Raw genomic sequence first — 23,807 nt, forward strand, 5'->3', positions numbered from 1 at the left:
TGCGAAGCGATTGAGTGCTGAGCCGAGCCACTTCTTTACGCGTTTCTCACACCTCGCTCACTACTCGCTCCTCGCGTCTAGGCCTCCGCCCACATGCGCAGCAGCGCCGCCGAGCTGCGATGGAGCGTGGCGACGTGGTCGCTGTCTCCGTCGCGGTCGAACAGCGCGCGGCGGGTGCGATCGAGGTCGAACAGCACCTCGCGCCGCGCCGGGTCGCGCACGTGGCTCTGGATCCAGCCCACGGCCGCGAGGCGTTCGCCGCGTGTCACCGGCGTCACCCGGTGGGTCTGGCCGGTGGCGTACAGCACGAGTGCGCCGGCGGCGAGTTTCACCGGCGTCTCGCCGTCGGTGCCTTCGAGCACCAACTCGCCACCGTCGTAGGCGGCCGGGTCGGAGAGGAACAGCGTGAAGGCGAGATCGGTGCGCAGCGGCGGGTCGCCCATCAGCGCGTCGTCGACGTGGCGACCGTACTGCATGCCGTCGCGGTAGCGGCTCAGCAGCGGCGGCGTGATCCGCCGCGGCCGCGCATACAGGCGCACCAGCGGATGCGCGGCGACGGCGGCCAGCAGCTCGTTGCGGATCGGCGCGGCGAGCGCCGGATCGGCCTGCTCGTTGTGCTTGGCCCCGCGCGCGGCCCAGCCGGCGGTCTCGCCGCCGTCGCGCCAGGCCAGGGCGTCCAGCCGCGCGGGCAGGGCAGCCAGCCAGTCGGGAGAGAGCACATCGGCGATGCAGAGCAGGTGCATGGGTCTCAAACGAGAATGAGTTGCGTTTGTACGCGTAACGCCGGGATAATAGCGCGATCCTTTCTCGGAGCGTGGCGATGGGCAGGCAATTGAAGGTGTGGAGCGCGGTCGGCGCATCGGCGCTGGTCGTTCATGCCGCGATTGCCGCACCGCCCGCGCTGGACATCGCCCGCACCTTGCCGGCCGGCGTCTGGGCGCAGGGCGGGGAAGGCGGCGAAGGCGGCGGCGAAGCCGGCACCGGCATTTCGCAATACCGCCTACTGCTCGACGCCGCGAGCGACCCGGTCTACGACGCCACGCCCGTTGTCCGGGCCTACGCCGCCGAAGTGCAGCGCGCCTATCGCAGGTCGCACGACTCGGCGGTGCTGCTGCGCCAGGCGATCGGCGAATTTCTCGCGACGCCGGACGCTGCGCACCTGGCCGCGGCGCGCGCGCAGTGGATCGCCGCACGCCGCTTCTACCTGCTGACCGAGGCCTACCGCTACTACGACGGCCCGATCGACCAGGCCGCCACCGAGACGCGCGCCGAAGGCCCCGAAGCGCGCCTCAACGCCTGGCCGCTGAACGAGGCCGTGATCGACTACGTCGAAGGCGACGCCGACGCCGGTCTCGTGCACGCGCTCGACGTGCCGATCACGCGCGACAGCATCCTCGCGCGCGACCAGGTCACCGACGAAGCCGACGTCACCACCGGCTGGCACGCGATCGAATTCCTGCTGTGGGGCCAGGACCTGTCTGCCACCGGGCCCGGCAACCGCCCCGCGAGCGACTACGCGCCGGGCGACGCCGTGCGCGAGCGCCGCCGCCTGTACCTGGCCACGCTTGCCGACCAGGTGGTCGACGATCTCGACGCGCTCGCGCATGCCTGGGACGCGGGCCGGCCCGACAGCTATGCGGCGCAGTTCCTCGCGCTGGAACCGCGCGAAGCCATCGGCCGCATGCTGACCGGCATCGCCTATCTCGCAGGCTACGAGATGGCGTCCGAACGCCTCGCGGTGGCGCTGGATTCGGGCATGCAGGAAGACGAGCACTCGTGCTTCAGCGACACCACGTGGCAGGACTTCGTCTGGGATCTGGCCGGGATCAAGCGCGTCTACTACGGCGTGGAGGACGGCCCGTCGCCCGCGAAACTCCTCGCGCAACTGCGGCCGCAACTGGCGCTCGACATGGAACGCCGCTTCGCGCAGGCCGAACGCGCGCTCGCCGCCATCGAAAACCCGTTCGACCGCATGCTCGCCGCCGCGCCGGGCAGCCCCGAACGCGAGACGGCCGAAGCGGCCGTCACCGCCTTGCAGCAGCTCGCCGCGGGCCTGCGCGACAGCGGCCGTGCGCTCGGCGTGCTGGTCATCGTGCCGGGCGTGTGAGCGGCGTTGCCCAAGGTCTCGACGTGTCGAACGACGTCGCCGCAACGCCCACCGAAAGCGCGCCGGCGCTGCAATTCCTTCTCCCCGCGGGAGAAGGTGCCGGCAGGCGGATGAGGGAGCCACGCTTGACCTACCCTCGCTGCCGCGGCGGAGCGACTCGCCCTCATCCGGCCCTGCCGGGCCACCTTCTCCCGAAGGGAGAAGGAACGCAGGCGTTGCCGCGACGGAGGACGTTGTGTTCCTGAAGCCCGATCACACGCAGCGCATGCGTGTCGCGCTTCTCGTGCGCGAAATCTCGCGGCCACGCACGGCGCTGCTATTCCTTCTCCCCGCGGGAGAAGGTGCCGGCAGGCGGATGAGGGAGCCACGCTTGACCTACCCTCGATGCTGCGGCGGAGCGACTCGCCCTCATCCGGCCCTGCCGGGCCACCTTCTCCCGCAGGGAGAAGGAATGCAGCCGCTGCGGCAGCGGAGAGCGCCGTGCGCCTGATACAACAGCGCGCACGGCGCACACCTGCACAGCGCATCATCAAGCATCGCTTGACGCTCGCGGTTCTGCTGACGTGCGCGGCAGCCATCGCGATGGTGCAACCCACGACGGCCGCGCCCGGCAACGCAAGCGGTACCGCGCACGCGAGCATCGCCGCCGACACCGGCACGGCCAACGCCATCCAGCCCGGCGGCACTCTCACCCGCATCACCGACAACCGCAACTCCTTCGCGCTGCCCGCTCCCACGCTCGATCCGAAGCAGCTGCGCGATTTCAACTTCGGCAATCGCCTGTTCAACACCAACTGGACCGTCGCGCCGTCGTCCGCCAACGGTTTCGATGGCCTCGGCCCCACCTTCAATCGCGTCTCGTGTTCGGCCTGCCACCTGCGCGACGGCCGCGGCCGGCCGCCGCAGCACGACGAGAAGGAACTGCTCTCGATGCTCGTGCGCATCAGCCTGCCCGGCACCAATCGCGGCGACGACGCCGAGATCCAGGGCGACGATGCCCACGGCGGCCCGCGCCCGCACCCGGACTACGGCGATCAGCTCAACGATCGCGCGATTCCCGGTGTGCCGGCCGAAGGTCGCGTCGAGATCACCTACGACGAGATCGCAGGCGCATTCGCCGACGGTACGCCGTACTCGCTGCGCAAGCCGCGCGTCACGTTGCACGATCCCGCGTTCGGCCCGTTCGACGATCTGCTGCTGTCGGCGCGCGTGGCGCAGCACATGCCCGGTGTCGGCCTGCTCGAAGCGGTGCCCGAGGCCGACATCGTCGCGCGCGCGGATCCGGATGACCGCGACGGCGACGGCATTTCCGGCCGAGCCAACCGGGTCTGGAACCCGATCATGCAGCGCACCGAACTCGGACGCTTCGGCTGGAAAGCGAACGTCGCCACGCTGCAACAGCAGACCGCCGCCGCCGCACACGGCGACATCGGCCTCACCAGCAGCGCATTCCCGACGGAAAACTGTCCGCCCGCGCAGACGGCATGCGCGGCCGCGCCGACGGGTGGCGCACCCGAGCTGTCGGACAGGTTTCTTGATCGCATCGTGTTCTATCTGCAGACGCTCGCGGTGCCGGCGCGACGCGGTGCCGAGCGCGACGAGGTCAGGCGCGGTGAAAACGTTTTCAAAGAAATGAACTGCGGTTCATGCCATGCGCCGATTCTGCGCACTGCCCCCGATACGATGCCCGTCGTACTGGCAGACCAGACCCTCGCGCCGTACACCGATTTGCTGCTCCACGACATGGGCGAGGGGCTTGCCGACGGCCGTCCGGATTTCCTCGCAGACGGACGCGAGTGGCGCACGCCGCCGCTGTGGAGCATCGGCCTGTTCAAGGCCGTCAACGATCACACCAACTACCTGCACGACGGTCGCGCGCGCAATCTCGAAGAAGCGATCCTTTGGCATGGCGGCGAGGCTTCCGCCGCGCAGAAGGCGTTTATCGACGCGGACGCGACGACGCGTCGCGCGCTGATCGCATTCCTCGAAAGTCTCTGACGAAACCGCGTCGCGATCGGGGTGTCGGGCGGCGACGCACGCATCGTGCACATCGCGTTTCGCCGTGACGCGGTGCACGTTTTCCACGCGCCCGACCGGTCATCACACATTGCACTGCGTCATGACGCAATAGCCAAACGTCACGGGTGCCTATTGACACCCGTTTCGTCGCGCGGCTAGTTTCGACGAGCGCATCGCCTTGGGGACGGGGCGGCGCGTGCACCCGATCCCGCTTCGTGGTGCCAGGTCAGATCGATGCGCAGACATCGATGCACGATCGGGCACGCAAGCGGCGGTCCGCGCCAGCTGGGGGGCTGGCGTGGAAGGGGACCGGACTGCGCCGGAGGCGCGGTCGAGGGTGGGCGTAGGGAGGCGCGGCCGATGCGAAACGCACGGCCCTCCGTCATGAACCTCTACTTCCGAGGTATGTCGACAGTGAAAAAACGCAACGCTCGTTCGCTCCGCGCGAACGCGGTGGCTCTCGCCATCGCGGCCATCTTTGCCACCTCCGTCTCGGCCAAGGACGACTTCGTCTCCGAGACCGGCGCCAAGGTCTCCCTCTCGGGCCTGCAGTCGGGCAAAGGATTCGATCGCTTCATCGTGAAGTTCCGCGACGCAGGCACCAGCACCGCTGCCCTGGGCCGCCGCACCAACGCCCTCACCACCGCCGGTCGCGGTCTGGGCATCACCGCGCAGCCGCTGCGCCAGATGGCCATCGGCGCCACCGTGGTGTCCGCCGGTCGCAAGCTCACCGCGGCCGAAGCCGAAACCTTCATGAGCACGCTGGGCGCGTCGCCGGACGTGGAATACGTCGAGGTCGACCGCCTCAACCAGCCGCTCTACACGCCCAACGACACCCGCTACGGCGAGCAGTGGCACTACTTCGAATCCACCGGGGGCCTCAACCTGCCGACCGCGTGGGACATCACCACCGGCGCAGGCACCGTGGTCGCGGTGCTCGACACCGGCTACGTCGCGCACAGCGATCTTGCCGCCAACATCATTGCCGGCTACGACTTCATCGTCGACACCGCCGTTGCCGCCGACGGCAACGGCCGCGACAACAACCCGGCCGATCCGGGCGATGCCTACGGCGGCTATCCGTCGAGCTGGCACGGCACGCACGTGGCCGGCACCGTGGCTGCGGTGACCAACAACAACAAGGGCGTCGCGGGCGTGGCCTTCGGCGCGAAGATCCAGCCGGTGCGCGTGCTCGGCAAGGGCGGCGGCTACGATTCGGACATCAACGACGCGATCATCTGGGCCTCGGGCGGCAACGTCTCCGGCGTGCCGTCCAACGCCACGCCGGCCGACGTGATCAACCTCAGCCTCGGCGGCACGGGCGCGTGCTCGACCTCGTCGCAGACGGCGATCAACCAGGCCGTCAACAACGGCACCACCATCGTCATCGCCTCGGGCAACGACAATGCCAACGTCTCGGGCTTCTCGCCGGGCAACTGCGCCAACATCATCTCGGTGGCGTCGAACGACAAGGAAGGCAACCGCGCCTCCTACTCGAACTACGGCAGCCTGATCGACGTGACCGCGCCGGGCGGCGAAACCGCCACTTCGAGCAAGGGCGTGCTGTCCACGCTCAACACCGGCAGCAACACCCCGGGCTCGGAAACCTACGCGTTCTACCAGGGCACCTCGATGGCCGCGCCGCACGTGGCGGGCGTGGTTGCGTTGATGCAGTCGGTCGGCAGCACGAAGACGCCGGCGCAGATCGAGACCATGCTCAAGAACACCGCGCGTCCGTTGCCGGGCAGCTGCTCGGGCGGTTGCGGCGCGGGCATCGTCGATGCGTACGCGGCGGTGGTCGCGGCCGGTGGCGGTGGTGGCGGCGGCAACGTCGCGCCGGTGGCGAACTACACGTTCACCACGAGTGGCCTGACCGCGACATTCACCAACACGTCCACCGACAGCGACGGCACGATCGCGTCGAGAAGCTGGAACTTCGGCGACGGCACCACGTCGACGGCGGCGAGCCCGAGCAAGACCTACTCGTCGGCCGGCACGTACAACGTGACGCTGACGGTGACCGACGACGACGGCGCCAGCAACGCGACCACCAAATCGGTGACGGTCACCTCCGGCGGCGGTGGCGGCAGCGTGCTGAGCAACGGCGTGCCGGTGACCGGTATTTCCGGTGCGGCGAGCAGCCAGCAGTTCTGGACCATCAACGTGCCGTCGGGCGCGAGCAATCTCGTCATCGCGATGAGCGGCGGCACGGGCGACGCGGACCTCTACGTGCGCCAGGGCTCGGCCCCGACCACCTCGAGCTACACCTGCCGGCCGTATCTCAACGGCAACAACGAGACCTGCACCATCGCGGCCCCGGTTGCGGGCACGTACCACGTGATGATCCGCGGCTACTCCGCGTTCTCCGGTGTCTCGCTGGTCGGCAGCTACACCACCGGCGGTGGCGGCGGTGCGTCGTTCTTCGAGAACACGAACGACTACGCGATCAACAACAACGCGACGGTGAACAGCCCGATCGTGGTCAGCGGTCGCAGCGGCAACGCGCCGAGCAACCTGCAGGTGGCGGTGAACATCGTGCACACCTACCGCGGCGATCTGAAGGTGGATCTCGTGGCGCCGGACGGCTCTGTCTATGTGCTGCACAACCGCAGCGGCGGCAGCGCCGACAATCTCGTGGGCACCTACACCGTCAACGCGAGCTCCGAGGCGGCAAACGGCACGTGGAACCTGCGCGTGAACGACAACGCCAACGGCGACACGGGTTACATCAACAGCTGGAGCCTGCAGTTCTGATGTAACGGTTGGCCTCGCTGCATCGTTCCTCGGCGAACGATGCAGCGCAAGCGTCTCCCCGGTCGGGAGCGTGCTTGAGCCCCTCTCCCGTCGGGAGAGGGGTTGGGGAGAGGGTCCGGGGAACCGACTGCGGTCGCAGTGTGCCGGTGCAGCCAAAGCGTATGTGTTTGCTCCAGCGATACATATCGCGAGAGCGACCCATACCACCATCACGCCGGACGCAAGGTTCAACGTACCGCTCCGCCCGAACCCTCATCCGGCGCTTCGCGCCACCTTCTCCCGGCGGGAGAAGGGCAAGCCCAACACCTTCTCCCGCCGGAGAAGACCCAATCCGATGCTTCGACAACGTGCAGCGCCGCACGCACGTTGCTTTCCTCATCCCGGAGAACGAATCGCATGACCACACTGTCCCGCCGCCTGCTCGCGGCCATCACGCTAACCCTCTCGGGCGCCGCGCTTGCCGCGCCCACGTCCGAGGCCACCGAGGCCGGCCGCATCCCGCTGCGCGACGCGGTCTTCCTGCCCGCGCCGGACCTCGCCAAGCTCAAGCTCGAGGACAGCAAGGCCGACGGCCTGCCGTACCGCTACGGCATCGAAGTGCCGGTGGCGTTGAACCGCAATGCGGCCAAGACGACCCTGCTCGCCGACGGCCGCGCGCGCCTGCAGTGGACCGTGGCCTCGCCGGGCGCGAAGTCGCTCGATTTCCACTTCGCCCGTCTCGTGCTGCCCAAGGGCGCCGAACTCGTACTGCGCGGCGAAGGCAAGGACAACGTGCGCGTGGTCAACGCCGCCGACATCCAGGGCGACGCCGGCTACTGGTCGCCGTACGTGCTGGGCGAACGCGCCAGCATCGAGATCCTCGTCGACGCCAAACACCGGCACGAGGTGATCGCCGATCTCGCCGGCGTCACGCACGGCTACCGCGGCCTGTTCGACCGCACCGACGACGTGCAGAAGTCCGGCTCGTGCAACGTCGACACCGCCTGCCCCGCGGGTGCGGGCTGGGACGACCAGATCGACTCGGTCGGCCACTACACCTTCAGCCAGGGTGGCAGCTCGTACGTGTGCACCGGCACGCTGGTGGGCAACACATCCAACAGCACCACGCCGTACTTCCTCACCGCCAACCACTGCGTCAGCACGCAGACGGTCGCGAGCACCATCGTCGTGTACTGGAATTACCAGAGCGCCACGTGTCGCACGCCCGGCTCGTCGTCGAGCGGCACGCCGCTGTCGCGTTCGATCGCCACGCATTCGCAATCGGGCACCACGCTGCGCGCGACGAACGCGGCCAGCGATTTCGCGCTGCTGCAGCTCAACGCCACACCCGCGGCCGGTGCCGACGTGTTCTATTCGGGCTGGGACGCGAGCGGAAGCACGCCGTCCTCGGCCGTCGGCATCCATCATCCGGCCGGACACGAGAAGCGCATCGCGGTCGAAGACGCGGCGCTGCAGATCAGTGGCTACGGCGGCGGTTCGGGCAGCACGCACTGGCGCGTCGTCGACTGGGACCAGGGCACCACCGAGGGCGGCTCGTCGGGCTCGGGCCTGTGGAACCAGAACAAGCGCCTCGTCGGCCAGCTGCACGGCGGCTCGGCGGCCTGCGGCAACAATCTGTCGGACTACTACGGCCGCGTGTCGGTCTCGTGGACCGGGGGCGGCACCGCCGCCACGCGTCTGCGCGACTGGCTCGATCCGGGCAACAGCGGCGTCACCTCGTTCGCGGGCTACCGCGCCGGCGGCGGCACGCCGGGCAACGTCGCGCCGGTGGCGAACTTCACGTTCACCACGAGCGGCCTGACCGCGACGTTCACCAACACGTCCACCGACAGCGACGGCGCCATTGCCTCCAGAAGCTGGAACTTCGGCGACGGCACCACATCGACGGCGGCGAGCCCGAGCAAGACGTATTCGGCGGCCGGCACGTACAACGTGACGCTGACGGTGACCGACGACGACGGCGCCAGCAACGCGACCACCAAATCGGTGACGGTCACCTCCGGCGGTGGTGGCGGCAGCGTGCTGAGCAACGGCGTGCCGGTGACCGGCATCTCCGGCGCCGCCAGCAGCGAACAGTTCTGGACGATCAACGTGCCGTCCGGCGCGACGAACCTGGTGATCTCCACCGCCGGCGGCTCGGGCGATGTCGATCTCTACACGCGACAGGGCAGCGCGCCGACCACCGGTTCGTATCTGTGCCGCCCGTACCTCGGCGGCAACAACGAGACCTGCACCGTCGCCTCGCCGGTGGCCGGCACCTACCACGTGATGCTGCGCGGCTACTCGGCGTACTCGGGCGTGACGCTGACGGCGAGCTACAGCACCGGCGGCGGTGGCGGCGCGTCGTTCTTCCAGAACACGAACGACTACACCATCTCGGACAATGCCACGGTCAACAGCCCGATCGTGGTCAGCGGCCGGTCGGGCAATGCCCCGAGCACGCTGCAGGTGGCGGTGAACATCGTGCACACCTACCGCGGCGATCTGAAGGTGGACCTCGTGGCGCCGGACGGCACGCTGTACAACATCAGCAACCGCGCCGGCGGCAGCGCCGACAACCTCGTCGGCACGTACACGATCAACGCCAGTTCGGAAGTCGCCAACGGCACGTGGAACCTGCGCGTGAACGACAACGCCGGCGGCGACACGGGCTACATCAACAGCTGGAGCCTGCAGTTCTGAATTGACACCTGATTTTCCGCAGAAAGCCCCTCTCCCGCCGGGAGAGGGGTTGGGGAGAGGGTCCGGGGAACCGACTGCGGGTGCAGTGTGTCGGCGCAGTCAAAGCGTATTTCGTTGCGTTTTTCGAATGGCGCAAAGTGCGCCTCATACCACCATCATGCGCACCGCAACGTTCCGCGCACAGCTCCGTCCGAACCCTCATCCGGCGCTGTCGCGCCACCTTCTCCCGGCGGGAGAAGGGCAGCTGAGCGTGATGCAGATTGTGACCGGCGATGCCTTCGCGACCCAACGACGCCTGCAGCATGCCGATTTGAAATCCCGACTCGCAACTCACGAATCACGAATCACGAATCACAAATCCCGAATCCCGAATCCCGAATCCCACCCGAATCACCCCGCCGCTTCGAAGCGGTTCGCCGCCACGTTCTTGCGGACCTTCCCCGGCTCCCAGATGCGCCCGTTCATCGCGATGTAGACGCCCGGTGCCAGGCACTGCACCGCGCCCACCGCCGTGCCGATGTTGAACTCCGCGTCCGAGCCGCGGAAGCGCGCCGGATTCAGTGCGCCGGTCAGCACGATGGTCTTGTCCGGGATCGTCGCCAACACCTTGGCCGTCTCCACCATCGTGTCGGTGCCGTGCGTCACCAGCACGTGCCGCGCAGGCTGCGCCGCGATCGTCGCGCGCAGCAGTTCGCGGTCCTCGCCGGTGATGTGCAGGCTGTCCTTGCGGATGATGGGGATCACGCTGAAGCGGAACGCCACGCCGAGCTCGTCGAGGATGCGGCCGATCTGCGGATCGCCGATCTGGTAGTCGGACTTGTCGTCGAAGTAGATCTTGTCGATCGTGCCGCCGGTGGTGACGATGCAAAGCTGGTTCATCGGGAACATCCGGAAGCTGCGGAGCCGCAAATTATACGCCGCGCTTCTTCGCCAGGCGGTTGCGCACGCCGTCCCAGCTGGCGCCGAAGATGATCGCCAGCGACAGCGCGATTTCCACCAGCGCCGGCACGCGCGCGGCCGGTGCGCTCCACGCCTCCATCACGCCGTGGCAGAAGGCGAAGAGGGCGCCGACGCTGCCCCAGAACAGCGCACTGCGGCGGCGCGCGGCGAGCAGCAGCACGGCCGGCAGCATCAGCAGCGCGTGCGCGCCCGCGGCGAGCCACGGCGGCAGCGTCAACGGCGGCGCGAGGCGCAGGTACCACAGCCACGACAGCGCAAACAGCGCCACCACGGCAGCGGCGGCGAGATGCCGCGGCGTCACGGCGCGGCCAGCCGGCGCGCGATGTCCGCCACGCGGCGTCCGAGTGCGCGGGCGAGGGTTTTTTCATCGTCGCTCAGCGGGCGATCGTTGTCCGGGCCTGCGACATGGCTGGCGCCGTACGGCGAGCCGCCGGTCTGCGTGGACGTCAGCGCGGGCTCCGAATACGGCAGGCCGACGATCACCAGGCCGTGGTGCAGCAGCGGCACCAGCATCGAGAGCAGCGTCGATTCCTGCCCGCCGTGCTGGGTCGCGGTGGACGTGAACGCGGCGCCGGGCTTGCCGATCAGCGTGCCCGAGGCCCATTCGGCCGCGGTGGTGTCGATGAAATGTTTCAGTGGCGCGGCCATGTTGCCGAAGCGGGTCGGGCTGCCGACGATCAGCGCCGCGCACTGCGCAAGATCGCTTTTCTGCACGTACGGTGCGCCGTCCTCGGGCTCCGGCGGCGCGGCGACGGTGGTCACCGGCGCCACCGGCGGCACGGTGCGCAGGCGTGCCTGCATGCCGTCGATTTCCTCGACGCCGCGCGCCACCTGCCGCGCCAGCTGCGCCACGGCGCCGCCGCGGCTGTAGTACAGGATCAGGACATCGGCCATCGGGCGCGGGCATCGGTGAAGGGTCGCCAAGGGTAACCCGGGCGGCCGCTTGCGGTACCCTTCGGCCATGTCGCCCGTCCCCACCATCAAGCGCTGGATCGCCGACTTCGATCGCGAGCGCGCGCGCACCTTCGGCCGGTTCCTGTGGCATCGCTTCGTCGAGGACCGCTGTTTCGAATCGGCCGGCGCGCTGGCCTACGCCACGCTGTTCGCGCTGGTGCCGCTCGCGGCGGTGGTGTTCGGCGTGGTGTCGATGTTCCCGCTGTACGAATCGCTGATCGACCAGCTCACCGGCTTCGTGTTCCGCAACTTCGTGCCGAGCGCGGCCGAAACGGTGTCCGATTTCCTGCGCGAATCCTCGGCCAACGCGCGCGGCCTGCCGGGCCTGGGCGCGATCACGCTGCTCGTCACCGCACTGCTGACGCTCGCCAGCATCGAGGACACGTTCAACCGTATCTGGCGCGTGGCCGCGCCGCGCCGCGCGCTGTCGCGCGTGCTGATCTACTGGTCGGCGCTGACCCTGCTGCCGCTGCTGGCGGTGGCGAGCCTTGCGGTGTCGTCGTACGTGACCTCGGTGCCGTTCCTGGCCAGCGACAGCGCCGGCTCGGGCATCGGCCACGGCCTGCTGCGCGGCTTGCCGCTGCTGCTGGAGCTGGCCGCGTTCACGCTCGCCTACCGGCTCATTCCCAACCGCACCGTGGCTTCGCGCCACGCCCTGCTGGCCGGCGCGCTTGCCACGGTGCTGTTCGAGGCGGCGAAGACCGGATTCGCGATCTATCTTGCGCGCGCCAACTACCAGGCGCTGTACGGCGCGGTGGCGGTGATCCCGATCTTCCTGATCTGGATCTACGTCTCGTGGGTGGTGGTGCTGCTCGGCGCCTCGTTTGCCGCCTCGCTGTCGGCGTTCCGCTTCCAGCCGGCAAACCTGCGCCTGCCGGTCGGCTTCGAGATGTTCGGCCTGCTGCGCCTGCTCGGCCGGTTCGAGGAAGCGCAAAGCACGGGACGCTCGCTGCATACCGAGGAACTGCGCGTGCTCGAGCCGTCGCTCACCGACGATCTGCTGATGCGCATGCTGGGCGAAATGGCCGCGATCCAGGTGCTGCAACGCACCGAAAACGGTGGCTGGGTGCTGGTGCGCGACCTGGACCATCTGCCGCTCGCGGAACTGTACGAAGCGGCCAACCTGCGCGTGCCCGTGGCCGAGGCGCTGCTGCCGGGGCGCGATGACGACCTGGGCAAACGCGTGCTCGCCGCGCTGAACGAACTGCGCCTGCCGCTGCGCGACGAACTGCGCCGCAATGTCGGTACGATACTGCGCAACGACGCACCGCCCGGATGATCGCCATGCGCACGCTCCTGCTCCTGATGCTCGCATTCGCCGCGCCCGTGCAGGCGCAGGATGTGGAGGTTCCGCCGCCGCTCGAACTGTCGATCGCGACGCTCGACGGCGGCACCTTCGACCTTGCCGCAGAGCGTGGCCGCTTCGTCGTGCTCAATTTCTGGGCGACCTGGTGCGCGCCGTGCCTGAAGGAAATCCCGGACCTCGACGCGTTCGACGCCGCGCGCGACGATGTGCGCGTGGTGGGGCTGGCCTACGAGGACATCACGCCCGAGGACATGCGGGCGTTCATGCGCGAGCATCCGATCGGCTACGCCGTGGCCATCGTCGATGTGTACGATCCGCCCGCTGCCTTCGACCCGCCGCGCGGATTGCCGATGACCTATCTCGTCGGGCCCGACGGACGCGTCGCCAGACGCTTCCTCGGCCCGGTCACGTCGCAGGAACTGGCGGCCGCGATCGACGCCGCCGTGCAGCGCGAAGTCGCCGTCGACGACGGCCGCCGCGGCTTCAGTACCGGTTAAGGACTGCGCGGCAGCGTCGCTGCAGGCGCCGGTCTCGCCCAACGGAGCCGCGCCCGCGCCCGGACGTGCGCGGGCGCTGCCCGCAGCCGATAGCATGCCCATCCACGTTCCTCCGAAGCCGCCCGTGTTCAATCGCGCCGCCGCCGACAGCTCGCAAGCCAGCACCAACCGCCTGTTCTGGTGGTTGCAGTGCGGTGGCTGGACGGCGTCGTTCCTGCTTTCGTATCTCTCGGCGCTGGCGCACGGCAAACCCGCGTCGTACTGGGAGGTGTCGCTGTCGGTGGCGGGCACCGGCTTCGTGCTCACGCTCGGCCTGCGCGGCCTGCTGCGGCGCTTCTGGGAACTGCCGCCGAGGCACCTGGTGCTCGCGATGCTGCTGCCGGTGCTGCTCGTCTCCGCGCTGATGGGCGGCGCCAGCATGATCACCGTGTTCCGCTGGTGCGGCGAATCCTGCAAGCCGGCCTCGCCGCTCGCGTATGGCGCGTACCTGGTCAACAACCTGTACGTGGTGATGACGTGGGTGGGCATGTACGTGGGCCTGAAATACTACCGCCAGCTGCAGCAGCAGACGCGGCAGGCGCTCGCGGCCGACGCGATGGCGCACCAGTCGCAGCTCAAGATGCTGCGGTACCAGCTCAACCCGCATTTCCTGTTCAACACGCTCAACGCGATCTCCACGTTGATCCTGGACCGCGACGGCAGCACCGCGAATCGCATGGTGCAGAGCCTGTCGGCCTTCCTGCGCCACTCGCTCGACAACGATCCGCTGCAGCGCGTGACGCTCAAGCAGGAGCTCGATTCGCTGCGCCTGTATCTGGACATCGAGAAGGTGCGCTTCGCCGAACGGCTGCGCATCGACTACGAGATCGAGCCCGAATGTTATTCGGCGCTGCTGCCCGGCCTGTTGCTGCAGCCGCTGATCGAGAACGCGATCAAGCACGCCGTGGCCAAGCGCATCGAGGGAGGCCGGCTTGCGATCGGCGCGCGCCGCAGCGGCGACATGCTCGAGCTGCGGGTCGCCGACGACGGTCCCGGCAGCCCCAAGTTCGAGCCCGGCGCCAGCATCGGCGGCAACGGCGTCGGCCTCGCCAACACGCGTCAGCGGCTGCAGGTGCTGTACGGCGCGCAGCAGAGCTTCGTCGCGTCGAACCTCGCCGGCGGACGCGGATGCGAGATCCTCGTCCGTCTGCCGTTCGAGGTGGGCGGCGCGCCGCGCGAGTGACCTGCGAACCGACAATTTATGTCACGTTCGACCATGACCATCCGCACATGCCGCACGATCTCCCCGCGCTAGGCTCGCTGTTTCCCCGCGCCGGATCCGAGTCGGCGCCGCCGCCGAGTGAGATTCCATGACCGACGCGAGCCACGCCCCGATCAAGACCGTGCTGGTGGACGACGAACCGCTGGCGCGGCGCGGGCTGGAACTGCGCCTGTCGGGCGAACAGGACGTGCGTATCGTGCGCCAGTGCGCGAACGGCGAGGAAGCGGTGCGCGCGGTGGCGGACCTGCGCCCGGACCTGATGTTCCTCGACGTGCAGATGCCCGGCCTCGACGGCTTCGCCACGCTGCGCAAGATCCCGGCCGAGCAGATGCCGGTGGTGGTGTTCGTCACCGCGTACGACCACTACGCCGTGCGCGCGTTCGAATCGAGCGCGATCGACTACCTGCTCAAGCCGATCGACGACAGCCGCCTGCACCAGGCGCTGTTCCGCGTGCGCCAGCAACTGCGCGACCGCGATACCGAACGCAACTGCGCGCAGCTGCTCAACCTGCTCGGGCAGATTTCCGGCAAGCCCGCGCTGACGATGGACGACGCGCTCGACAGCGACGCGGCGACGCGCCTGGCTGGCGGCGGCGACACGCGGCTCGCGATCCGCGACGGCGGCCGCACGGTGCGCGTGGAGATGCGCAGCATCCGATGGATCGACGCGGCCGGCGACTACATGTGCATCCACACCGAGACCGAGACCCACATCCTGCGCGCGACGATGCGCGAGCTCGAACAGCAGCTCGATCCGAACCGCTTCCAGCGCGTGCACCGCTCCACCATCGTCAATCTCGACCGGGTGAAGGCGATGCGCCCGCACATCAACGGCGAATATTTCCTCACGCTCGATTGCGGCAAGGAGCTCAAGCTCAGCCGCAGCTACAAGGACAAGATCGAGTTGCTGCGGCATTGATGGCGGCGTAGCCACCGGCGGCGTTTGCCGTCGCCTCGATACGCGGCTGTCTGCCCTGCGCGGTGGGGTTTTCCGTAGGCGTTCTATGGCTGGAAGGGCGCCCTCATCCGCCTGCGTTCGGCCGGCGGTTGCCGCCTCACCCTTCTCCCGACGGGAGAAGGATCGCGACCCAAGCGCCACCACAACACCTGGCATCACCTGCCGAAATCTTTCGAGCACTCCGCTCCGAGCGCTGCCAGCCTGAATCCTTCTCCCTGCGGGAGAAGGTGCCGGCAGGCGGATGAGGGCGAGCCCGCACACGCGCCCGAGCCTTGCCCGGACACGGCACCGCCGACCTAGCCCGCAGCGACCACGCCGAAAAACCCGCCGTCCCGCACCACCCGCAACGCCATCCCGAACAACGCACTCATCCGCGCGGACGTCAGCATCGCCTCCGCGCTGCCCTGCGCAAACACACGCCCATCGCGCAGCAACACCACGTGCCGCACCTCCGGCACGATCTCCTCCAGATGGTGCGTCACCAGCACCAGCGTCGTCCCGGCCTGCGCGATGGTGCGCAGCAACTGCAGGAAACGATGTCGCGACGCCACGTCGAGCCCCGTCGTCGGTTCGTCCAGCAGCAGCGCCTGCGGCCGGTGCATCAGGGCGCGCGCGATCAGCACGCGACGCGCCTCGCCGGCCGACAGGGTCGCCAGCCGCCGGTGCAGCAGGGCAAGCGCGTCCATCGTCGCAAGCGCCGCATGCATGCGCGCGCGGTCGGTGTCCGTGACGCGCAGATGGTCGGGCACGCCGAAGCTGCCCCACAGGCCCGACAGCACCGTGTCCTCCACATCCAGGCCGCGCAGCTGCGCCAGATCGCCGTGCAGGTCGGCCGACACCAGTCCGAGCCGCGTGCGCAGCTGCGCAATGTTCCAGCGACCGTGGCCAAACACCCGCGCCGGCGGCGGACCGTCGCCACGTGCCAGCGGATACAGCTCGCGGTTGATCAGCTTCACGAAACTCGACTTGCCGCAGCCGTTCGGCCCGAGGATGGCGGTGTGGCGCCCGAGCGGAATACGCAGGCTGACGTCGTGCAGCACCGTGACGCCGTCGCGCACCACGCTGGCGCGGTCGAGTTCGATCAGCGGCGCGTCGTCTTCAGCGGGGAAGGTGTCCGACATCGCGGCATGATGCCGGATTCCGCAGCGCCCGCGCGGCCGACCCCGCACGCAGTCCGCGATGCGCCTCGCACCTCGGCGACGTTCACGCGCGGCAGCGCGGCGCGCGCTGCCCAGCGGTCGACGCTCCGCCTGCCGCCGGCGCAGAACCGCTCGGCGCAAGGCCGAAACCTTCGTGACTTGCGGCGCATCCGAACGATCCGAACGGCGCCCAGCATGACGCCATCGTCGTCGCATCCCGCGGCGGCGCGACCGGACCGATCGTTATGAATCTCACCGACGCCTCGCTCAGGAACCCGGTTGCGGTGGCGGTGGTCGTGGCGCTGGTGTGTGCGTTCGGGCTGCTGAGCCTGCTGCGCATGCCGCTGCAGCTGTTCCCGGACATCGACCGCCCGCAGCTGGGCATCTTCACCCAGTGGCGCGCGGCATCGCCGCAGGAGATCGAGGCCGAACTGCTCGAACCGCTCGAAAACGTGCTGCAGGGCCTTCCGGGCGTGACGCTGATGGAAGGCAACGCCAACCAGGGCGGCGCACAGGTGTTCCTCACCTTCGCGGTCGGCACCGACATGCGCGCGATGCTGGTCGATGTGCTCGGGCGCCTGAACCAGCTGCCGCCGTTGCCGCGCGACGCCACGCCGCCGACGGTGCAGCTGCTCGGCGGCGCCGGCGTCGACCTGACCTGGTACTTCGTGCAGCAGCTTCCCGGCACGGCCGGCAGCATCGAGGACCAGCAACGCTTCATCGAAGACCAGGTGGTGCCGCGCATCCAGGCGGTGCCGGGCGTGGCGTCGGTGGAGGTCAACGGCATCGCGCCCGAGGAGCTGAGCATCGATCTCGACCTGCAGCGCGCCGCGGCGCTGGGCGTGTCGATTCCGCAGGTGGCGCAGGAGGCCGCGCGCGCCAACGACATCTCCGGCGGCGTGTTCGATGCCGGCCGCCGCCAGTACACGCTGCGGTTCGCGGGACGCTATTCGCCGCAGGAGCTGGGCGAGCTCATCCTTGCCTGGCGCGACGGCCAGCCGGTGCGGCTGGGCGACGTCGCGCAGATTTCGGTCAAGCGGCCGGACAAGACGTTCTTCGTCTACCAGAACGGCAATCCGGCGATCGGCCTGCGCATCCAGCGCGAGGACGGCGCCAACGTGCTGTCGACGCTGGCTGGCGTGAAGGACGTGGTCGATGCGCTGCGCGACGGCGCGCTGGCCGAGCGCGGCCTGGGCATCGCGCAGAGTTTCGATTCGGGCCTGTTCATCCGTCGCGCGATCGGCCTGCTGACGGGCAACCTGTCGCTCGGCGTGCTGCTGGCCGTGGGGTGCCTGTGGTGGTTCCTGCGCGATCGCCGCGCGACGCTGCTGATCGCGGCCACCATCCCGGTCTCGCTGCTTGCGACCTTCATCGTGCTGCAGCTGGCCGGGCGCAACCTCAACGTGATCTCGCTCGCCGGCATGGCCTTCGCCGTGGGCATGGTGATGGACGCGGCCATCGTGGTGGCGGAAAACATCGTGCGCCTGCGCGAGGGCGGGCTCGCGCCGCGCGAGGCCGCACGCATCGGCACCGCGCAGGTGGGCGGCGCGCTGTTCGCCTCGACCGTGACGACGGTGGCGGTGTTCCTGCCGGTGCTGTTCATGCGCGATGTCGAAGGCCAGCTGTTCGCCGATCTCGCACTGACGGTGTCGATCGCCGTCGCCGTGTCGCTGCTGGTGGCCGTCACCGTGCTGCCGGCGGCCGCGGGCGGCTGGCTCAAGGGGCGCCACCTGGCCGCGCTCGACGCGCCCGCGTTTCCGCGCACCACGCGCTGGCTGATGCGCAGCACGGCCACGCGCCGGCGGCAGGTCGGCTGGATCGCCGCGCTCGTGGTTCTGCCGTGCGCGGTGGCGTGGCTCGCGCTGCCGCGCCTGGACTACCTGCCGTCGGTCAAGCGCGCGGCGATCGATGTGTTCTTCAATTTTCCGCCGAGCATGGGACCTGCCACGGTCGATCGGGAGATCGGCAGCGTCCTGCTCGAGCGCATGGCGCCGTACATGCGTGGCGACAGGCAGCCGCAGCTCAAGAACTGGTACCTGCAGCTGTGGCCGGGCGGCGGCACCATCGGCGCGCGGGTCGAGGACGAATCGCGCATCGGCGAACTCGAACGCATCCTGCGCGACGAGATCATCGTCGGCTTCCCGGACACGCGCGCCTTCGCCGCCGAGGGCACGCTGTTCGGCGGGTTCGGCGGATCCGCACGTGCCATCGCGATCCATCTGCAGAGCACCGATCTCGATGCGCTCGCACTGGCCGCCGAAACCGGCCGCGCGCACCTGCAGCGGCGCTTCCCCGGCGCCAACGTGCAGGCCGTGCCCAATCCCGACGGCGCCGGGCCCGAACTGCGGGTGACGCCGAACGACCGCCGCCTCGCCGAGGCGGGCTGGAATCGCGGCGACATCGGCGGCATCGTCCGTACGCTCGGCGACGGGCAGTGGCTGGGCGAACACTTCGACGGCGAGAATCGCCTGCCGATCATCCTGCGCGCCGGCGGCTGGGACGCGCCCGAGCAACTGGGCGCGGTGCCGCTCGCGACGCCGCGTGCCGGCGTGCTGCCGCTGGCGGAGCTGGCGACGCTTGCGACCACGCTGGCGCCGTCGCAGCTGCGCCGCATCGACCAGCGGCGCTCGGTCACGCTGACCGTCGACCCGCCCGACACGATCTCGCTGGAGGAGGCGCTCGCCATCCTCGACGACGAGATCGTGCCCGAGCTGCGCTCGCTGCTGCCGGCCGATGCCAACATCCGCCTTGCCGGCAGCGCCGACCGCCTGGACGAGGTCAGCACCACGATGGGAACCAACTTCCTGCTCGCGCTGCTGGTGCTGTTCCTGCTGATGACGGCGTTGTTCAAGTCGCTGCGCGACAGCGCGTACGTGATGCTGGCGCTGCCGATGGCGGTGTGCGGCGGCGTGCTGGGCCTGCGCGCGCTCGACCTGTTCGCGCCGCAGCCGCTGGATCTGCTGTCGATGATCGGCTTCGTGATGCTGCTGGGCATGGTCATCAACAACGCCATCCTGCTCATCGCGCAGACCCGGCTCGCACAGTCCGACGGCCTGGAGATCGACGCGGCGGTCGAGCAGGCGCTGTCGCAGCGGCTGCGGCCGATCCTGGTCGGCGCCCTCACCGGCGTGGTCGGCGCGCTGCCGATGGCGGTGAGTCCGGGCCCCGGAGCCGCGATCTACCGTGGCCTTGCGGCCGTCACCGTCGGTGGTGTCGGACTCAGCCTGATCTTCACGCTCGTGCTGATGCCGGCGCTGCTGCGCCTGCGCATGCAGCCACGCCGTTCCTCCCTTTCCTCGACCGCTGCAGGAGCACTGACATGAGCCGCACGATGCGCTACGGATGGTGGTTGACGGCAACGCTGGTGGCCGGTGGCGTGGCGCTGGCGGGCATCGACGCCGTCGCGCAGGCGCCGGCGGCGGCCGCCGACGCCACGCCGCCCGCGCCGGTCGGCGTGGCGCTGGCCGAGCGCGCGACGTTTGCGCCGCAGCTGTGGGTGCCGGCGAGCGTCGTCGGGCACGACGATGCGCGCGTGGCGAGCGAGCAGGACGGCCGCGTGATCTCGGTCGCGCCGATCGGCGACTGGGTCGAGCGCGGCGGCGCCCTGGCGCGGCTGGACGACAGCCTGCTGCGGCTGCAGGAACGCCGCAACGCGGCCGACATCGCACGCATCGAAGCGCAGCTCGAGTACGCCCGCAGCCAGGAGACGCGCCTGGCCACCCTGGTGCAGCGCGCCAGCATCGCCGGTGCGCAGCTCGACGAGGCACGCGCGCAACGCGGCGTGCTCGAGCAACAGCTCGCGAGCGCGCGTGTGGAACGCGACGAGACCCGTCTGCGCCTGCGCAACAGCACGGTGCGCGCGCCATTCGCCGGCACCGTGGCGGAACGTTTCGTGCAGCCGGGCGAATACCTCGTGCCCGGTGCGCCGGTGGTGCGTCTGGTCGACACCCGCACCCTCGAGGTGCGCGCGCGTGCGCCGGTGAACCTCGCCGGCCGGCTCGTGCCGGGCCAGCGCGTGACGCTGCGGCACGCGGACGGCGAGGCGCGCGAGGCGATCGTCGCGGTGGTGCCGGTGGGCGACGAAAGTTCGCGCCAGTTCGAGCTGCGCATCGCGCTCGCGGAGGCGCGCTGGCCGGTCGGTTCGGCGCTGCAGGTGGGGCTGCCGAGCGCGGACGCGCGCGAGGTGGTGGCGGTGCCGCGCGATGCGCTGATCCTGCGCGCGGACGAGACCTACGTCATGCGTATCGCCGCCGACGACACCGCGCAGCGCGTGGTGGTGGAAAGCGGCGACACGCTCGGCGATCTGGTCGAGGTCCGCGGCGACATCGCGCCAGGCGACCGCCTCGTGGTACGCGGCGGCGAGCGCCTGCAGGCCGGGCAGCGGGTCCGCGTCGATCCGCCGCCGGCGGCGCTGGCAGCCACGCACTAGCGACGGCCGCGTTCGGCCCGGCTGGCTGGCGGGGCGGGCAGGCACGGGCGCACCGTCCGAGGCGCCGCCGACGGCTCCTCGCGCACGCGGCACCGCCTCAGCGGATGCGTCCCTTGCGCTGCCCGAACAGCATCGTCACGTTGATGCGGCGGTTCTCGTAGCCGTCGCGGAAGCGGATCGTGTCGGTGCGATGGAACAGGTCCGAGTCGAACAGCACGGCGCGGTTTTGGCGGTACGGCACGCGCACGGCCTGCGCGCCGCTGCGCTGCAGGAATTGCTGGATGCGGGCCTGGCCGGCTGCGCTGGAGGTGTTGAATTCGTCGAAGCTCCACTCCGGCGGCGCGGCCATGTCCCACACCACGAGGCCGCCGCTCGCCGGATCGAGATTGGCATCGTCGGGCGTGAGCCAGAAGTTGAGATTCACCGCGGCGATGTCGGCATGCAGTTCGATGCCGTCGAGCGTGCTGTCGTACTTGAACGCCCACAGCTGCGTGAGCGGATAGTCCTTGAAGATGTTCGGCAGCGCGCGGCGCAGATCCTCGGCGATCTGCAGCAGCAGCGGCGCGGCGAAGCCGTCCTCGAAAAACGCGCCGAGATAGCCGTTAGCGTGATGGAAATCGAACCAGAACGTCGACTCCATGCAATAGCGGCGCAGCGCGGCGAGCGCCTCGGGGCGCAGCAGGTTGTCGATCCACGTGATGCCGGGGGCGCGATCGAAATAATCGCGTTCGATCGCGGCGCCGTCGAGCCCGGGATCGAGCGCGCCGCCGGGCAACGCCGGTGCGGGGGCGAGATGGTGCAGGCGGTTGTAGCGTCCGGCCAGATCGCGCAGCAGCGGCGCGGGCAGGTCGACGGTGTCCGGCGCACGCGCCGTCGGCGGCAGGCGCGCGAGGGCATCCTCGTGCGCTGCGCGCAGGGCGGCGGCCTGCGCCAGCACCTTGCCGCGTTCGAGGTGGGCGAACTGTTCGATATCGTGACGCAGCTTGGCACGCGAGGTGCGGCGCAGTTCGCGCATGCCTGCGTGCGGATTGTCGATCCCCGGCGCGAAGCGCACCGTGGCGGCCGCGGCAAGATCGACGGCCGCCTCGGCGAGGCGGTTCTGCATCTGGTGCAGCAGGCCGCGCGCCTTGCGCGTGTCGGCGTGATGCGGGTCCAGGGCGAGCGCGTGTTCGCAGGCGTCAGCGGATTCGTCGAGCCGGCCGAGCCGGCGCAGGGCGTGTGCGCGCTGCAGGTGCGCCTCGATCCGGTCGGGCTGCAGACGGCATGCCGCGTCGGCCTGCTCCAGCGCCTCGGGAAACGCGCCGGCGTCATACAGCTGCGCTGCCAATGCGACGGCGGTGGCAGCATCGTCCGGCCGCAGCGCGCGTGCGCGGCGCAATGCGATTTCGGCTGCCAGCAACTGGCCGCGCGCGTGTTCCACCTGGCCCAGGCGCAGCCACGCCTGGGCCTGCGCAGGCGCCAGCGCAACACAGCGGTTGAGCGCCGCGGCGGCCTCGGCGTGGCGGTTCAGGGCGAGCAGGATCAGGGCGCGGTTGTAGTGGCCGTCGGCATGCTGCGGGGCGAGCGCGAGCGCGCGGTCGGCCGCGGCGAGCGCGGCCTCGTGGTCGCCCAGCCGCTGCAGGCAGAGCGACCAGTTCGCCTGCACCCCCGCGTCGGACGGAAGCCGGGCGGCCGCGCGCTGCAGCGGCTCGCGTGCGGCGGACGCGTCGTCCTCGGCGAGCGCGAGCAGACCGTGGAGGTACAGCGTGTGCGGGGCCTGTGCTGCGATGCCGTCGAGCAGTGCGAGTGCATTGCGCGCATCGTCGAACGCGCCGGACTGCAGTGCCCGCAGCACGCGCCGCTGGGCCTGCGAAACAGCGTCGTTGCTTGCCGTCTCGCTCATCGCTTGCCTGCGGCCGGAAAGTCCGGAATCGGTTTGAGCACGGCGAATTTCTCCTTCCTCGGTCGCGCCGGCAGCGGCGGCAGCACCACCGGGGTCTCCGGCACCGAGCAGTCGGGCAGGCGGTCGAGCAGGTTGCGGATGAGGGTGAGGCGACCGCGTTTCTGGTCGTTGAAGTTCACCAGCGTCCACGGCGCATGGCGGGAGTGGGTGGCCTCCAGCATCGCATCGCGCGCGACGCCGTACTCGGCATACTTCTCGCGCGATTTGAGGTCCACCGGCGACAGTTTCCAGCGCTTGAGCGGGTCCTGCGCGCGCTCGGCAAAGCGTTCTTCCTGCTCCGCCTGGTCCACGGTCAGCCAGTACTTGAACAGCAGGATGCCGTCGTCGATCAGCATGCGTTCGAACGTCGGCACCTGCTTGAGGAAGGCTTCGTACTGCGCCTGGGTGCAGTAGCCCATCACCTTTTCGACCCCTGCGCGGTTGTACCAGCTGCGGTCGAACAGCGAGATCTCGCCGGCCGCAGGCAGGTGCGGGACGTAGCGCTGGAAGTACCACTGCGTCTGCTGCCGTTCCGACGGCCGCGGCAACGCCACGATATGGCAGGTACGCGGGTTCAGCCCGTCGGCGATGGCGCCGATGACGCCACCCTTGCCGGCCGTGTCGCGGCCTTCGAACAGCACCACCAGGCGGCGCCCGGTGTGCTGCAGCCAGCGGTGCATCTGCACCAGCTCCTCGCGCATCGGGTCGAGGGCGGCTTCGTAGTCCTTGCGCTTCATCGGCGGGCCTGCGGCGGAAAGGCGCCTAGTGTCGCCGAAGCGTCCCCGTGCCGCGACTGCGTGCCGGCGCGCGTGTGGCCCCC

17 protein-coding genes are annotated in these 23,807 nt (G+C 69.7%); 10 read left to right on the plus strand and 7 right to left on the minus strand.

The genetic code is table 11. The features are described from left to right. Positions 1 to 77: 77 nt before the first annotated feature. Positions 78 to 743 (minus strand): Fe2+-dependent dioxygenase, encoded by a 666-nt coding sequence (locus HNQ52_RS12015; protein WP_183961416.1) that lies wholly within the window; start codon positions 741 to 743, stop codon positions 78 to 80. Positions 744 to 820: 77 nt separating this feature from the next. On the opposite strand from HNQ52_RS12015, the gene HNQ52_RS12020 reads away from it, so the two are divergent. The 4 genes from HNQ52_RS12020 (at position 821) to HNQ52_RS12035 (ending at position 9,562) form a co-directional block, all read left to right on the plus strand. Beyond that, a complete protein-coding gene (locus HNQ52_RS12020) occupies positions 821 to 2,107 on the plus strand; it encodes an imelysin family protein (protein ID WP_183961417.1) in 1,287 nt (428 codons plus the stop codon). Positions 2,108 to 2,587: 480 nt separating this feature from the next. Continuing rightward, positions 2,588 to 4,105: a di-heme oxidoredictase family protein gene (locus HNQ52_RS12025; RefSeq protein ID WP_221282052.1), complete on the plus strand. Its 1,518-nt coding sequence runs from the start codon at positions 2,588 to 2,590 to the stop codon at positions 4,103 to 4,105. 495 nt (positions 4,106 to 4,600) lie between these two features. Continuing rightward, complete coding sequence (locus HNQ52_RS17660; protein ID WP_425486502.1) at positions 4,601 to 6,880, plus strand: S8 family serine peptidase; 2,280 nt, start codon at positions 4,601 to 4,603, stop codon at positions 6,878 to 6,880. A gap of 396 nt (positions 6,881 to 7,276) precedes the next feature. Next, positions 7,277 to 9,562, plus strand: a complete 2,286-nt coding sequence (locus HNQ52_RS12035; RefSeq protein WP_183961419.1) for a proprotein convertase P-domain-containing protein — start codon at positions 7,277 to 7,279, stop codon at positions 9,560 to 9,562. A 390-nt stretch (positions 9,563 to 9,952) separates the two neighbouring features. On the opposite strand, the gene HNQ52_RS12040 is transcribed toward HNQ52_RS12035, so the two are convergent. The 3 genes from HNQ52_RS12040 to wrbA are packed head-to-tail and all read right to left on the minus strand — an operon-like array spanning position 9,953 to position 11,416. After that, positions 9,953 to 10,441: an asparaginase domain-containing protein gene (locus tag HNQ52_RS12040; RefSeq protein WP_183961420.1), complete on the minus strand. Its 489-nt coding sequence runs from the start codon at positions 10,439 to 10,441 to the stop codon at positions 9,953 to 9,955. Positions 10,442 to 10,472: 31 nt separating this feature from the next. Continuing rightward, the gene (locus HNQ52_RS12045) at positions 10,473 to 10,823 is read right to left on the minus strand and encodes a DUF2069 domain-containing protein (protein WP_183961421.1); all 351 of its coding nucleotides are present in this window, start codon (positions 10,821 to 10,823) and stop codon (positions 10,473 to 10,475) included. Beyond that, positions 10,820 to 11,416 (minus strand): NAD(P)H:quinone oxidoreductase, encoded by a 597-nt coding sequence (wrbA, locus tag HNQ52_RS12050; RefSeq protein ID WP_183961422.1) that lies wholly within the window; start codon positions 11,414 to 11,416, stop codon positions 10,820 to 10,822. Before wrbA ends, HNQ52_RS12045 begins: the two co-directional genes overlap by 4 nt. Positions 11,417 to 11,483: 67 nt before the next feature. Between wrbA and HNQ52_RS12055 the strand changes: the two genes are divergently transcribed. The 4 genes from HNQ52_RS12055 to HNQ52_RS12070 all read left to right on the plus strand — a co-directional run bounded on the left by HNQ52_RS12055 (position 11,484) and on the right by HNQ52_RS12070 (position 15,459). Then, positions 11,484 to 12,755, plus strand: coding sequence for a YihY family inner membrane protein (locus HNQ52_RS12055; RefSeq protein WP_183961423.1), 1,272 nt, complete (start codon positions 11,484 to 11,486; stop codon positions 12,753 to 12,755). 5 nt (positions 12,756 to 12,760) lie between these two features. Then, entirely contained in the window at positions 12,761 to 13,279 is a 519-nt protein-coding gene (locus HNQ52_RS12060) for a TlpA family protein disulfide reductase (RefSeq protein ID WP_281378028.1), read from the plus strand. Positions 13,280 to 13,373: 94 nt separating this feature from the next. Further along, positions 13,374 to 14,501, plus strand: a complete 1,128-nt coding sequence (locus HNQ52_RS12065; protein WP_183961425.1) for a sensor histidine kinase — start codon at positions 13,374 to 13,376, stop codon at positions 14,499 to 14,501. Between the two features lie 127 nt (positions 14,502 to 14,628). Continuing rightward, on the plus strand, positions 14,629 to 15,459 hold the full coding sequence (locus tag HNQ52_RS12070; protein WP_183961426.1) for a LytR/AlgR family response regulator transcription factor: 831 nt from the start codon (positions 14,629 to 14,631) through the stop codon (positions 15,457 to 15,459). 335 nt (positions 15,460 to 15,794) lie between these two features. Here HNQ52_RS12070 and HNQ52_RS12075 read toward each other — a convergent pair whose 3' ends face one another. Continuing rightward, positions 15,795 to 16,619, minus strand: coding sequence for an ABC transporter ATP-binding protein (locus HNQ52_RS12075; RefSeq protein WP_183961427.1), 825 nt, complete (start codon positions 16,617 to 16,619; stop codon positions 15,795 to 15,797). A 263-nt stretch (positions 16,620 to 16,882) separates the two neighbouring features. On the opposite strand from HNQ52_RS12075, the gene HNQ52_RS12080 reads away from it, so the two are divergent. Both HNQ52_RS12080 and HNQ52_RS12085 read left to right on the plus strand, forming a co-directional pair. Next, the gene (locus tag HNQ52_RS12080; RefSeq protein WP_183961428.1) at positions 16,883 to 19,960 is read left to right on the plus strand and encodes an efflux RND transporter permease subunit; all 3,078 of its coding nucleotides are present in this window, start codon (positions 16,883 to 16,885) and stop codon (positions 19,958 to 19,960) included. Then, positions 19,957 to 21,066, plus strand: a complete 1,110-nt coding sequence (locus tag HNQ52_RS12085; protein WP_183961429.1) for an efflux RND transporter periplasmic adaptor subunit — start codon at positions 19,957 to 19,959, stop codon at positions 21,064 to 21,066. The genes HNQ52_RS12080 and HNQ52_RS12085 overlap by 4 nt, the downstream gene beginning before the upstream one ends. 97 nt (positions 21,067 to 21,163) lie before the next feature. On the opposite strand, the gene HNQ52_RS12090 is transcribed toward HNQ52_RS12085, so the two are convergent. Continuing rightward, on the minus strand, positions 21,164 to 22,948 hold the full coding sequence (locus HNQ52_RS12090) for a tetratricopeptide repeat protein (protein WP_183961430.1): 1,785 nt from the start codon (positions 22,946 to 22,948) through the stop codon (positions 21,164 to 21,166). Next, complete coding sequence (gene ppk2, locus HNQ52_RS12095; protein ID WP_183961431.1) at positions 22,945 to 23,724, minus strand: polyphosphate kinase 2; 780 nt, start codon at positions 23,722 to 23,724, stop codon at positions 22,945 to 22,947. Before ppk2 ends, HNQ52_RS12090 begins: the two co-directional genes overlap by 4 nt. Positions 23,725 to 23,807 lie beyond the last annotated feature (83 nt).

Source organism: Chiayiivirga flava (assembly GCF_014202825.1).
Taxonomy (GTDB): domain Bacteria; phylum Pseudomonadota; class Gammaproteobacteria; order Xanthomonadales; family Xanthomonadaceae; genus Chiayiivirga; species Chiayiivirga flava.